We start from the raw sequence: 12,547 nt of genomic DNA, 5'->3' as shown, positions 1-12,547 counted from the left end.
ATGTCATAACTAACTGAAAAATACCATAATATGTCACAAAAATATCATAACATAAAATACATGATACCTATAATTAAAACTAATTGAAGTTTTTATAGTTTAATAAGGTATGAAAAAGATACTATTAAGTTTCGCCCTTATATTATATGTTATAACGGCATTCAGCCAAACCGCACTTAAGCCTGTAAAAATTGATAGCCTGGTAACCGTTTCGTTGCCGGTTGGCTTCCAGAAAAAAGATACCCTTGGCCAGCATATATATTCTGCTAATGCACTATATGGTTATATGACTGTTATTGTGGCGCCTAATGAAAAAAATAACACGCCGCTAAAAAAAGAAAATGACCTTAATGCAGTATTGAAAAAATATATCAGCAGCATTGAAGGCCAATCCGGCGCTGGCAGCAGCGCTCAGCATGTTAGAGATACTACAGTTGGAACATTAAAGGCAAAGGTATTTACTTTAAAAAATGATGATGGTAACGGTAACATCCAGCTGATAAATTTTACATTGCTTTACACACAGGATGCAACCTACACATTTGAATATGTGTACCCTGACGAGAGAAAAGACATTGTAAAGGCTGAATATAATTCCTATGCTTCATCTATCCGCCTGTCACCTGAGCTACAGCGTAATGATCAATATTTGTCAAACGCAAAAGGGTTGTCATCACCTGTTAAAATAGCAATATTTGGCGGTGCGGCCTTTGTTATAGTACTGGTAATAGTTACCGTGGTTAGGAGAAGAAAGAAGCTTACTTTAAGTTAAACAGATAATCGGTTATTGGTGCAATAGCTTTTATAAGCATTGTTTTAAACAGGAAATAATACCAATGATTAATGACGAGTGACCAATGATTTTCTTAAAAGTCCATTATTCCATTTAGAAGTATGTAAAAACTGTTTGCTGTCGATATAACTTATCCAGCAAACAGTTATTACTACTCCCAGTACAGATCCTGCTGTAACATCCTCAAAAAAATGCTGGCTCAGATACATGCGCGAATATCCTACGGCTACAGCAACAACCAGCAATAAGATCCCCCAATTTTTATTTTTAGTTAGATAGGTAATAACCACCGCTGCAGAAAATGCAGTTACCGTGTGGCCTGATGGAAAGCTATGAAACCTGAGTATATCAACTCCTTTAACTAAATGTATCAGGTTTAGCTTATCCTTAAAATATAAAGTAGGGCGGGGGGCATCAAAAATATATTTTACTACCTGGGCCAGTAATGAGGTTATTGCATAACTGCTTGCCATTAAAAATGCCTTACGATAGTTGAATAAAATTATGGCGACCGATAAAATAATTGCAGTCCAGCCGTTTCCCAGATCGGTAACATAGGGTGCAATTTGATCGGCAAATGAGCAGTGCCTGTTGTTTACTGCAAAGTATATAGCCTCTTTGCTAAACATCACCTTAATTACTAAACAGGCGCAAAGCAGGATGACATAAAGGATAAAAAATAGCCTTATCTGTTTTAAAACATCATTTATTCCTATATTCATCGTGCAAAGTAAGCATATACTTATTGAATCCAAAAAAATGGTTATGTTTACAATTGCTGATCAAAATTATTCAAACGAATGTCGAAGAGTATATTCCGTAAAAAAAATATTCATAAAATATTAGCTGACGTTGCCAGCGGATTTAGTGATGCCGAACATTCAGGCTCACATCTGAAAAAAGAATTAAATGTAAAGGATCTTACCCTGATGGGGATTGCCGCTGTTGTAGGGGCGGGGATCTTTTCAACAATAGGGCTGGCCTCTTTTAACGGCGGCCCGGGCGTAACCATATTATTTGTATTAACCGCTGTTACCTGCGGTTTTTCTGCATTATGCTATGCTGAATTTGCATCACGAATCCCTGTTGCAGGTAGCGCTTATACCTATGCATATGCATCATTTGGTGAACTGATAGCCTGGATAATAGGGTGGGACCTGCTAATGGAATATGCTATAGGTAATATAGCGGTGGCCATATCATGGAGCACCTATTTTGTTAACCTTTTAGAAGGTTTTCATATCCACATGCCGGAATACCTTACCATGGATTATTTTACGGCATTTAAGGCGCATGAAGCCATAAAAAATCATACTGCCGAAATAACCGACACCATAAAACAGGGTGCACTTGCATGGAGCAACGCTCCTGGCATTGGCGGGGTGAAATTAATTGCCAATTTACCGGCATTGCTTATCGTAGTTATTATTACTTACCTTGTTTACATCGGCATCCGCGAAACAAAGAAAGCTACCAACGCAATGGTGTTTTTAAAGATAGCCATTGTTCTTGTGGTAATTGCAGTAGGCTTTTTTTACGTTACGCCTGCAAACTGGCACCCATTTATGCCTAATGGATTTGGTGGCGTGATGAAGGGGGTGTCGGGCGTGTTTTTTGCTTATATAGGCTTTGATGCGATATCAACCACGGCCGAAGAATGTCAAAGCCCACAGCGCGATCTGCCGCGCGGGATGATCTACTCCCTGATTATTTGTACCGTATTATACATATTGATTGCCCTGGTGCTTACCGGTATGGTAAGTTACAAGGAACTTGCAGTTGGCGATCCGTTAGCTTACGTATTTACCAAATTGCATTTAACTGCACTGAGCGGGATTATATCTTTTAGCGCCGTTATTGCTACAGCCAGTGTGTTGTTGATATTCCAGTTAGGCCAGCCGCGTATCTGGATGAGCATGAGCCGCGACGGTTTATTACCAAAAGCTTTTTCAAGGATCCATCCAAAATATCATACGCCATCATTTGCTACCATAGTAACCGGTTTTGTGGTTGCCATACCGGCTTTATTCATGAACCTTACCGAGGTTACCGATTTAACCAGTATTGGTACCCTGTTTGCATTCGTATTGGTTTGTGGTGGTGTATTATTATTGCCGCGTGAAGCTGCGAAAAAAGGGCGTTTCCACCTGCCATATATCAATTCAAAATGGATTGTTCCTGCGGTGCTTATAATTGGTGCTTATTTTTTAAAGGATCATATATTAAGCATGTTTACCGGTAAGAATGCACATGAAAATTTTCCATTCTTCCTGTTCATTATTTTATCAGCTGTACTTGCGGTAATGTCTTTTGTTAAAAACCTTTCATTAATACCGGTACTTGGCTTACTTAGTTGTTTTTATTTAATGACAGAGTTAGGATATACCAACTGGCTGCGGTTTTTAATTTGGCTGGTTATTGGCCTGGTGATATACTTTACTTACAGCTACAAGCATAGTTTATTAGGTAAGGAAAAAGCAAATGGTTAGGCTTTCTGAATGAATTGAATAATAGTGCTTTAAAACCAGTAGGGCTGACTTATCATCGCATTTTAAAAAGATACTTTATGAGCATTACTACCATTATTGGCTTATTAGCCGCATTTGGCACTACCGTTTCCTTTTTACCACAGGCTGTTAAAACCATTCAAACAAAAAACACCTCGGGTATTTCATTGGCAATGTACGCTTTGTTTACTGCTGGCACACTTTTATGGCTCATTTACGGTTTAATGAGCGGCAGCCTGCCTGTAACCGTAGCCAATGCCATTACCTTTATTTTTGCCAGTATTATACTGGTTTACAAGATAATTTATAAGTAAGGTCGTTATAATTAGTTGTAAGTGTTGTAGTGGTTGTAAAAGGTGAAAGGGCACTAAGCGTATTAACAACTACAACCCTTACAACAACTATAACCTTTACAACCCTTCTACAGCTCCATAGCAAATGAAAGTCCTTTTACACCGTCTTGATACATGGGCATTACCATGGTGTGTTTTCCGGCTTTATCGGTATGGGTTAGGGCATTGCGCAGGTATGGATAAACCAGGTAAGCTGCTTTTGTTGACAGGATGCCGAAGCCGGCACCTGCAACCACATCGCTAAACCAGTGATCGCGGTGGTACATTCTGAAAACTCCGGTAGTAACAGCAAGCGTATAACCCACTATACCGTATATCGGTGATTTGCCAGAATATTCCTGTGCTAAAAACTCAGCGCCCATAAATGCATTAGCCGTATGCCCTGAAGGGAAGGAGAAATAATCGCCTTTGTTAGGCCGCAAACGATGAGTCGTGTTTTTTAACCCATAAACAGATACACCTGCAATTGCCGCTGAAAGGCCAAGAAGTGCGGTACGGTCAATAAACCTGTTTTTACCTTCAACACCTGCAAGGTTTAAACCGTACACTATTGCAACTGGTGCAAACTGGATGTAACTTTCAATAGCCCCGGAATAACGAGGGTAGAGTTTATTAAAACCGTTATTAATATAATAATCAAAGCGGCGTACCGGATGAATTATAAATGATGCTACTCCGTAACCAACCAAAGCGGCAGGGAATACTAATGCCGCAGTTTTGCTGTGCAAATGCTTTACCGTATCCGGCGCGGTTAAAAGGTCTTTTTTTATAGTATCAGCGATGTTCTTTTTTTTCACAGTATCTTTAAGCTGCGCGCTGGCTTCAAATGAAATAAAACACAATAAGGCAAATAATATCTTTCTCAATGGCTGATGTTTCAATTTTAACAGTGTTTGTTCTATATAGTTTTAGCTAACCTGATCAATGAGATTTAATCAGTTCATACCAAAACCTAAATAAGGTAAAAATATTGCTCAAATCTGTAGTAATTCTGAATTAATATTTAGTTAACATTAGAGATGAGTTGGAATTGTTGTAAAAGTTGAAAATGTTTTAACGAATTTTTACCACTATTAACTTCTCCAACCCTTATAACTTAACCCTAATTCACGCGGTGAATCTCCACAGTTTCAGGCGCGGCAAGCATTAAAGGTACTTTTTCAACAGTAACAAAACTTAGGTCGAGTCCAAAGCCACGTTCTTCCGATAAGCTGATCTTTTTCAGGATCTTATAAAAAGCCATAATAAAGCTTTCGTAAAACGACAGGTTATGTGAGCGTGAAAGCACTTTTTCAATAACAACAAACCTGAAATCGCCAACAATTTTATGCCTGTTTAATGATTTGTAGGTACTTGTAATATCAACCTCGCCTTTTTTTACAAGGTCTTCAACTACTTTTCTAAACAGCAGGTTTATCTGTTGCTCAACCCTAAAGCCAAGTTTAAAATCAATTCTTATCAGTTTATTAGGCACTAAAAAATCAACCTCGTATTCTTTTTTATAAGGCTCATCCACAACATCAACGTGTACCAGCCAATAAACATCAGCACGTTTGGGTTGCTTTTGCAATATGGAATAAATAATTTTTGATTCTACCTCTGAATTGAAATTGGCACTAGTAAGGTAAACCAGTTGCGAAGAATATTTTGGTACTGTTTCATCATCACTCAGCTCTTTAAGAATGCTGAAATAATCCTCAATCTCAATAAACTTAACATAACGGTTCCTGATTCTGCGGGCGGTATGCCATGCCCACATTATAGTGAACAAAACTAAGCCAACAGATAAGGTGAACCAGCCGCCATTAACAAACTTAACAAGGTTACCTGTTAAGAAGGTGCCTTCAATAAGCAGGTAAACCACTAAAAAGATACCAACAATATAGGTTGGTAATTTTTTTCGCCGTAAAAAGTTTGCCACCAACAGGGTTGTCATCAACATGGCTACAGTGATACTTAAACCATAAGCGGCTTCCATCCGGGCCGACTCCTTAAATAGTAACACTACCCCAACGCAACCTGCGCATAACAACCAGTTTACACTTGGCACATACAGCTGGCCCTTTTGCTCAGAAGGGTAGTTGATCCGTACTTTGGGCCATAAGTTTAATCTTACAGCTTCGGCAATAAGGGTAAATGAACCTGAAATAAGCGCCTGGCTGGCAATAACGGCAGCCACGGTAGCGATACCGATACCGTAAATGAGGAACCATTGGGGCATGATCTTATAAAACGGGTTATTTAAATTAAGATCCATTTTGGTGCCCGCATGTTGTAAAAGCCAAACAGACTGGCCAAGATAATTGAGCACCAGGCAGGTTTTTACATAGATCCAGCTGATCTGGATATTTTTACGGCCGCAATGTCCCAGGTCTGAATATAATGCTTCGGCACCGGTGGTACACAGAAATACAGCGCCTATAATTACCAGCGGATGAGCCCCCGGCGCATGGCTGGTTAGTAATTTTAATGCGTAATAAGGATTTAACGCCTTAAAAATGGTGGGCGACTGAATAATAAAAGTAATCCCTAAAACCCCCATCATGGTAAACCATATAAACATCATAGGCCCGAAAGCCTTGCCTACCAGTGATGTGCCAAATTGCTGTATAATAAAAAGAAATATTATTATGGCTATAACAATAGGCATAGTTTGCAGATGCGGAAACGAAGTTTGCAAACCTTCAATTGCTGATGAAATAGTAATAGGAGGGGTAATTATACCATCGGCCAATAAAGCACAGCCGCCAATAACAGCGGGCACTATAAGCCATTTAGCACGGCGGCGTACTAATGAAAAAAGAGAAAATATGCCACCCTCCCCTTTATTATCCGCACGTAAGGTAATAACCACATATTTTAAAGTGGTTTGCAGTGTAAGCGTCCAGAAAATAAGTGATACGCCCCCCAAAATTAATGTTTCAGAAATAGTTCTGTCGCCAACAATGGCTTTGAACACGTACAGCGGTGAGGTACCTATGTCACCGTAAATTATTCCTAAACTTATTAACAGCCCAGCGGCGGTTAGTTTTTGCAGATCTTTATGATTCGACACTTTATACTTTCAAAGGCCCAAAAGTATTAAAAATTACAATTAACTGATTAAATAATAAATAATAGCAAAAGAAAAGCTAAATTTATACCAAGCTAAACCGTAATCTGTTAAATTTTGTTAAAATGGTTTATAAAATGGCAAGTATTTAAGTTGATGACAGCTTTATTTATACTTTTGTAAATAATAAACAGCATGAGGCGAAATTCTACTTATAAAAATTCATGGTTCATAATAATTGCAATCGCAGTATTTATGAATTTCGCCTTTTCTAACGCTATGAGTTACCAAAGGGGCGATACAAGTGTCCTGCGTTTTTTGAAACCCAAATCAACAAAAACTTCCATATTTAAAAATAACCTGCATTTGGTGCTGCCACCTATAAGGCCGGCTGTTATATCAACCACAAAGGTTAGCGTTACAAAACCTGATGACAAGCTGTTAAGCAATGTACAGGTATATCCCAACCCAGTTACTGACCAAATTAATTTAAAGTACGAAATTTCACGTTCCGCAAATGTTACCATAAAAGTTGTGGATGTTTTGGGAAATGAGATCATTACTTTGTACTCACAAAGGGTTGAAGCCGGCGAAAAAAACTTTAGCTACCCGCTAAACAACAAGTTAGCCCGGGGCTTTTACTTTTTGAGGGTTGTTGCCGGTACTGAATCGGTGATCAAGAGGATTTCGGTACTATAACTAAGATTTTTAGGATTTGTAAGATTACAGGATTTGATTAGCCAGATATCTTAAATTTGTTATCCGGATGTTTGATATTGTACACTCTTTTAAACTCCAGGCTTTTGCTTCCAAAGTTGATAAGCAGCCCAACAGATAGATTATAAGCTTCCAAATAATTCATTGCCTGAGCAAGGTGCAGATCAGTAAGGATTGAAACGGCTTTTAGTTCGACCATTATTTTCTCTCCGACAAAAAAGTCTACCCTTCTTTTTCCAATATCGATTCCATCATAAAAAATGGTCATTTCAATTTCTCTGCCAAAAGACAAATTTTGCTTCTGCATTTCAATTGCCAACGCCTTTTGATAAATGATTTCCTGAAAACCCGTTCCGAGAATACTATGGACTTTCATCGCGCATCCAATAATTTTATGAGTAAGTTCTTGATGTTGCATTTGGTGAAACTAAGATAAACAGGAATGAAAGAAGTTTTTTGATCAATTAATTAAAAAATATCCTGAAATCTTTTAATCCTACAAATCTTAGTTTAATTTCGGATTTTTTCTTGTCTGACTCCGCGTTTCAGGATTATAAAATTTTTAGAATATTTTTTGATTTAGCAGATGAGCTTAACTATGGAGATTGAGAATACACCTTTATTAGCAGGATCAAAGCAGGACTTTTGGAATGAAATCCCTAAAGAAGTTAAGCAAGCTATAAACGAAGCAAAAGAAGAGCTTGAAAGAGGTGAAGGTATTCCTCATTCTGAAGTTATGGCTGAAATAAGAAAACGTTTTCTTGATTTTTGATCAATTAATTAAAAAATATCCTAAAATCTTTTAATCCTACAAATCTTAGTTTAATTTCGGCTTTATGAAGATAATTGCCATAGGCCGCAACTATGCCGAGCATGCTAAGGAGCTTAATAACCCTGTGCCGGGCGTTCCGGTTATATTTATGAAGCCGGAAACTGCTTTGCTGAAAGATAATAAGCCCTTCTATCATCCTGATTTTTCAGAAGATATTCACCACGAGATTGAGATCGTAATAAAGATAAGTAAAGAAGGGAAACATATCAGCGAGCAATTTGCTCAGAATTACTTTGAAGAAGTTGCTTTAGGGGTCGACTTTACCGCCCGTGATATTCAATCGCGTCATAAAGAAAAGGGTTTGCCATGGGAGCTTGCCAAGGCATTTGATAACTCTGCCCCAGTAAGTGTGTTTGTTCCCAAAGCGCAGTTTGCCGATTTGAAGAACATCAATTTTAAGCTTGATGTAAATGGCGAAGCCAGGCAGGTGGGTAATACCTCAAACATGCTTTTTTCGTTTGAATACATCATAGCCTTTGTATCAAAATATATCACCCTAAAAAAGGGCGATCTTATTTTTACCGGCACACCCCAAGGCGTAGCCAAAGTAAATGTGGGCGACAGGCTGGAAGGCTATTTGGAAAATGTGAAGATGCTTGATTTTTACGTTCGTTAAGTCAGTAAAGTCCGAAAGACCGGAAGAAAAATCAAAGAATGAGTAAAAAAATTATCGGTGCCCTTTTTATAATTTCCTGCTGGTGTTTTAATGTGTTTGCGCAGGGCATCATCCAGAGCAGGCAGTATCCGCAAAACTTTTTTCGTTACCCGCTTGACCTGCCTCCGTCAACCGCCGGCTCGTTTGGTGAGCTGCGGGGCGCCCATTTTCACTCGGGGCTTGATTTTAAAACTAATCAGCGTACCGGCTACCCGTTACATGCTGCTTATGATGGCTATGTTTCGCGCTTGCGGGTTCAATTTGGCGGGTTTGGGCATGCTATCTATATAACACATCCAAATGGCTTTACTACCGTTTACGGGCATGTAAAAACGTTTACCCCGGCAATGGAAAAACTGATCCGCGATGAGCAATACAAACAACAAAGCTTCGAAGTTGATTTTAAGCTCGATCCATTGCAAATGCTGGTTTGCCAGGGCGAGGTTATTGCCATGTCTGGCAATGAGGGCGCATCAGCTGGTCCGCATCTGCATTTTGAGATCAGGGATACCCAAACCGAAGAAACTATTAATCCGCAATTATTTGGTTTAACTATTCCTGATAAAATACCGCCATCTATTACCGCCATTGGCATTTATCATTTGGATGGGAATCCGTTCAGCGAGAAAACGCCGAGACAGTTTTTGGCTGTTACCGGCAGCAACGGCAATTATCATTTAACCAGGCTGCAGGTATTGGATTTAACGGGGCAGATAGGATTTGGCATCAGCACTAATGATATGACGAGTGTATCGCCAAATCATAACGGCATTTACTCGTGCGAGCTAAAGGTTGATGATAAAACGGTTTACACATTTGCAGTTGAGCGTTTTGCATTTGACCAAACCCATGCTATAAACGCATATATTGATTACCCCGAGCTGATGAAGACCCATCGCTGGGTGCAAAAGTGCTTTATATTGCCGGGCAGTAAGATCTCGCTTTATCCGCAATCAATAAACCGCGGGATAATTAATTTTAATGATGGCGAAGTTCATGAGGTTGAATATGTGGTTAAAGATGCTGCCGGTAATACATCAACCTTAAGCTTAAAAGTAAAAGCAGGCCATGCGGAAAGTAACCTTGCTGTAGTTAAGCCTGGGGGGAATTTGTTCCGTTATGATAAAGTGAATGAATTTAGCAATGATAAAGTAAAGGTGCATATTAACCCGGGAAACCTTTATGACGATGTAGACTTTACCTGCAAAATGCTGCCAAAAAAGTTAGGGGCATTTTCAGCTACGTATAGCATTCACAACCGGTTTACACCTGTGCATGATAGCTATGACCTTTGGATAAAGCCTGATAGCACTATTGGAAAGCATGGGGAAAAAGCCGTAATTGTTAGCACAGATGGCGCTATGGCCTGCGGCACTTACCAGGATGGTTATATTAAAGCACAGCCACGTACCTTTGGCGATTTTTTTATAAAACTGGATACCATACCCCCGGTTATTGTACCAGTAAATATTAAAACTGGGGCAAATATGTCGGCTTCTAAAGGGATCTTTTTCAGGATGAGTGATAACCTGTCGGGTATAAAATCATATACGGGTAAAATTGACGGCAAATGGGTACTTATGGAATGGGATTTTAAAAGTAAAATTCTGGGTTATAGCTTTAATACCGATATTGCAGCCGGTAAACATATATTTGAATTAACTGTTACCGATAATAAAAATAACAGCAAATATTTTACAGCAACATTTACCAGATAACATGGCAACACTTAAAGAAGGCGACAAGGCTCCCGATTTTACCGCAAAAGACCAAAACGGCAAAACAGTTTCTTTATCAGATTTTAAAGGAAAAAATGTGATCCTTTATTTTTACCCAAAGGATGATACACCAGGCTGTACAGCCGAAGCGTGTGATTTCAGGGATAACTATCAATCAATGCTGGGCCAGGGTTTTGAAGTGATAGGAGTAAGTACGGATGATGAAAAATCGCACAAAAAGTTTGAAACAAAGTATAGCCTTCCGTTTCCGCTAATTGCCGATACAGATAAAAGCATAAACGAAGCCTATGGTGTTTGGGTTGAAAAAAACATGTACGGTAAAAAATATATGGGTACAGCGCGTAAAACATTTATTATAGGCGCGGATGGTACGCTTAGCAAAATAATTGATAAGGTTGATACTAAAAACGCATCGCAACAGGTGCTTGATCTTTTACAATAAAGTCCCACCCAACCCTCTCCAAAGGAGAGGGCTTAAAAAATTATCGGAAAAGTATTAATATTGCTTTATAATAATAAGCAGCTAATAAGAATTTAAGTTTAATTATTGTTACATGCCTATGGAGGTTGAAGACGCAGAGATATTAAGCAAGTTCCAGGATGAGAAAACCAGGAACGAGGCATTTAACATGCTGTTGAAAAAATATCAGCAAAAAATATACTGGCACATCCGCCGCATGGTGATAGACCATGACGACGCCGATGATCTGGTACAGGATGTTTTTATAAAGATTTGGAAAAATTTGGCTGGTTTCAGGAGTGACGCGCAGCTGTATACCTGGATGTACCGGATAGCCACCAATGAATGCATTACTTTTTTGAATAAGAAAAAGCAAAAAAATAATGTGTCGCTTGATGATGTGGCCTATGAGCTGGCGGATACTTTGGCTGATTCAACTTATTTTGACGGCGACAAGGCACAGCGTAAGTTGCAGGAGGCATTACTGACCCTGCCCGAAAAACAAAAACTTGTGTTTAATATGAAATATTATGATGATATGAAATACGAGGAAATATCGCAGGTGCTGGGCACAAGTGTAGGCGCTTTAAAGGCATCGTTTCACTTAGCGGTGAAAAAAATAGAGACGTATTTACTATCTAAAGATTAATTTTAAATAAATTTTAAACCTTTTGACAATTGTTCCATCTATAACTAAGATATGAAGAGTGAAATGGAAAATAAAGATTGGCTTAATGAATATGTGTCACTTAAACAGATTAATCCTGCTAATCCGTTTACAGTACCTGCCGGTTATTTTAGCGACCTCGGAGATCGTATTGTAGCGTTCAAAAATTTAGATGAATTAAAAAACAAGGGATCTTTTGGAGATTTTACAGTTCCGGACAATTATTTTGAGGAACTTACCGGTAATATACAAAGCAGGATAGCAGTTGAAAGCGGATTAAACAATACCGACCCGGGGTTTACTGTGCCTGATGGTTATTTTGAGAACCTGCAGCAGCAGATTCAAAACCGCATATTTGTTGAAGAAGCATTGGGTGAGCCTGCAGAACATTTTAGCGTTCCGGCCGGTTATTTTGATAAGCTTAATAAAAATATATTAGATAGTACCGTTAACCAGGGTGCGGTTAAAAGCAGGGGGATAATAAGAAGGTTATATACTTCAACTGCTTTTAAATATGCTACTGCAGCTTGTTTTGCTCTAGCCTTAAGCGGCGGGATATTGCTAAGTGAGCTTACAGGTTCGGTTGTTGAACATAAAGGTACATTTTTACACAAGGAATTGTCAAATATTCCGGTAGACGATATTAAAAGTTATTTGCAGCTAAATCTTGACCCCTCGGATGCGCAGGCAACAGTTGCGTCTGACGATGCATCTATTGATGATGCGAGTTTAGAAAATGCTTTGCAAAATGACGTTAATAACGCACAGTAAT

General features: G+C 38.9%; 14 protein-coding genes. 10 read left to right on the top strand and 4 right to left on the bottom strand.

The genetic code is table 11. From position 1 onward, the window contains the following. Positions 1-109: 109 nt before the first annotated feature. A complete protein-coding gene (locus BUE31_RS08430; protein ID WP_073402375.1) occupies positions 110-772 on the top strand; it encodes a hypothetical protein in 663 nt (220 codons plus the stop codon). Positions 773-840: 68 nt separating this feature from the next. Here the strand turns inward: BUE31_RS08430 and BUE31_RS08425 are convergent, their stop codons facing one another. Beyond that, entirely contained in the window at positions 841-1,515 is a 675-nt protein-coding gene (locus BUE31_RS08425; RefSeq protein ID WP_073402373.1) for a phosphatase PAP2 family protein, read from the bottom strand. Positions 1,516-1,593: 78 nt separating this feature from the next. On the opposite strand from BUE31_RS08425, the gene BUE31_RS08420 reads away from it, so the two are divergent. Both BUE31_RS08420 and BUE31_RS08415 read left to right on the top strand, forming a co-directional pair. Continuing rightward, positions 1,594-3,282 carry an amino acid permease gene (locus BUE31_RS08420; protein ID WP_073402370.1) on the top strand — a complete coding sequence of 563 codons (1,689 nt, stop codon included), beginning with the start codon at positions 1,594-1,596 and terminating at the stop codon, positions 3,280-3,282. 77 nt (positions 3,283-3,359) lie between these two features. After that, the gene (locus tag BUE31_RS08415) at positions 3,360-3,614 is read left to right on the top strand and encodes a SemiSWEET transporter (RefSeq protein ID WP_073402367.1); all 255 of its coding nucleotides are present in this window, start codon (positions 3,360-3,362) and stop codon (positions 3,612-3,614) included. A 107-nt stretch (positions 3,615-3,721) separates the two neighbouring features. On the opposite strand, the gene BUE31_RS08410 is transcribed toward BUE31_RS08415, so the two are convergent. Next, the gene (locus tag BUE31_RS08410) at positions 3,722-4,519 is read right to left on the bottom strand and encodes a phosphatase PAP2 family protein (protein WP_234997777.1); all 798 of its coding nucleotides are present in this window, start codon (positions 4,517-4,519) and stop codon (positions 3,722-3,724) included. A gap of 236 nt (positions 4,520-4,755) precedes the next feature. Next, complete coding sequence (locus BUE31_RS08405; protein WP_073402365.1) at positions 4,756-6,708, bottom strand: KUP/HAK/KT family potassium transporter; 1,953 nt, start codon at positions 6,706-6,708, stop codon at positions 4,756-4,758. Between the two features lie 276 nt (positions 6,709-6,984). On the opposite strand from BUE31_RS08405, the gene BUE31_RS08400 reads away from it, so the two are divergent. Then, positions 6,985-7,404, top strand: a complete 420-nt coding sequence (locus tag BUE31_RS08400; protein WP_159440648.1) for a T9SS type A sorting domain-containing protein — start codon at positions 6,985-6,987, stop codon at positions 7,402-7,404. A gap of 37 nt (positions 7,405-7,441) precedes the next feature. Here BUE31_RS08400 and BUE31_RS08395 read toward each other — a convergent pair whose 3' ends face one another. Further along, positions 7,442-7,840, bottom strand: a complete 399-nt coding sequence (locus BUE31_RS08395) for a GxxExxY protein (RefSeq protein ID WP_073402362.1) — start codon at positions 7,838-7,840, stop codon at positions 7,442-7,444. A 180-nt stretch (positions 7,841-8,020) separates the two neighbouring features. Here BUE31_RS08395 and BUE31_RS30980 point away from each other — a divergent pair, with 180 nt between their 5' ends. From BUE31_RS30980 to BUE31_RS08370, 6 genes are all read left to right on the top strand, one after another. Further along, on the top strand, positions 8,021-8,194 hold the full coding sequence (locus tag BUE31_RS30980; RefSeq protein WP_159440647.1) for a hypothetical protein: 174 nt from the start codon (positions 8,021-8,023) through the stop codon (positions 8,192-8,194). 64 nt (positions 8,195-8,258) lie between these two features. Continuing rightward, entirely contained in the window at positions 8,259-8,870 is a 612-nt protein-coding gene (locus tag BUE31_RS08390; RefSeq protein ID WP_073402359.1) for a fumarylacetoacetate hydrolase family protein, read from the top strand. 38 nt (positions 8,871-8,908) lie between these two features. Next, on the top strand, positions 8,909-10,627 hold the full coding sequence (locus BUE31_RS08385) for a M23 family metallopeptidase (RefSeq protein ID WP_073402356.1): 1,719 nt from the start codon (positions 8,909-8,911) through the stop codon (positions 10,625-10,627). 1 nt (position 10,628) lies between these two features. Then, on the top strand, positions 10,629-11,090 hold the full coding sequence (bcp, locus tag BUE31_RS08380) for a thioredoxin-dependent thiol peroxidase (RefSeq protein WP_073402354.1): 462 nt from the start codon (positions 10,629-10,631) through the stop codon (positions 11,088-11,090). A gap of 112 nt (positions 11,091-11,202) precedes the next feature. Next, entirely contained in the window at positions 11,203-11,757 is a 555-nt protein-coding gene (locus BUE31_RS08375) for an RNA polymerase sigma factor (protein WP_410503970.1), read from the top strand. Positions 11,758-11,808: 51 nt separating this feature from the next. Next, the gene (locus tag BUE31_RS08370; protein ID WP_073402348.1) at positions 11,809-12,546 is read left to right on the top strand and encodes a hypothetical protein; all 738 of its coding nucleotides are present in this window, start codon (positions 11,809-11,811) and stop codon (positions 12,544-12,546) included. The last annotated feature ends 1 nt before the right edge of the window (position 12,547 follow it).

Source organism: Mucilaginibacter sp. OK098, from assembly GCF_900142915.1.
Taxonomy (GTDB): Bacteria; Bacteroidota; Bacteroidia; order Sphingobacteriales; family Sphingobacteriaceae; genus Mucilaginibacter.
The sequence above is the reverse complement of the archived record's forward strand: the minus strand, read 5'-3'. Positions and strand labels throughout refer to the sequence as shown.

What these genes read in the sequence shown, in the direction of transcription:
- BUE31_RS08430 (WP_073402375.1), top strand. Translation starts at nt 110, where the DNA reads ATGAAAAAGATACTATTAAGTTTCGCCCTTATATTATATGTTATAACG.
- BUE31_RS08400 (WP_159440648.1), top strand. Translation starts at nt 6,985, where the DNA reads ATGAGTTACCAAAGGGGCGATACAAGTGTCCTGCGTTTTTTGAAACCC.
- BUE31_RS08385 (WP_073402356.1), top strand. Translation starts at nt 8,909, where the DNA reads ATGAGTAAAAAAATTATCGGTGCCCTTTTTATAATTTCCTGCTGGTGT.
- BUE31_RS08370 (WP_073402348.1), top strand. Translation starts at nt 11,809, where the DNA reads ATGAAGAGTGAAATGGAAAATAAAGATTGGCTTAATGAATATGTGTCA.
- BUE31_RS08425 (WP_073402373.1), bottom strand. Translation starts at nt 1,515, where the DNA reads ATGAATATAGGAATAAATGATGTTTTAAAACAGATAAGGCTATTTTTT.
- BUE31_RS08420 (WP_073402370.1), top strand. Translation starts at nt 1,594, where the DNA reads ATGTCGAAGAGTATATTCCGTAAAAAAAATATTCATAAAATATTAGCT.
- BUE31_RS30980 (WP_159440647.1), top strand. Translation starts at nt 8,021, where the DNA reads ATGGAGATTGAGAATACACCTTTATTAGCAGGATCAAAGCAGGACTTT.
- BUE31_RS08390 (WP_073402359.1), top strand. Translation starts at nt 8,259, where the DNA reads ATGAAGATAATTGCCATAGGCCGCAACTATGCCGAGCATGCTAAGGAG.
- BUE31_RS08375 (WP_410503970.1), top strand. Translation starts at nt 11,203, where the DNA reads ATGCCTATGGAGGTTGAAGACGCAGAGATATTAAGCAAGTTCCAGGAT.
- BUE31_RS08415 (WP_073402367.1), top strand. Translation starts at nt 3,360, where the DNA reads ATGAGCATTACTACCATTATTGGCTTATTAGCCGCATTTGGCACTACC.
- bcp (WP_073402354.1), top strand. Translation starts at nt 10,629, where the DNA reads ATGGCAACACTTAAAGAAGGCGACAAGGCTCCCGATTTTACCGCAAAA.
- BUE31_RS08395 (WP_073402362.1), bottom strand. Translation starts at nt 7,840, where the DNA reads ATGCAACATCAAGAACTTACTCATAAAATTATTGGATGCGCGATGAAA.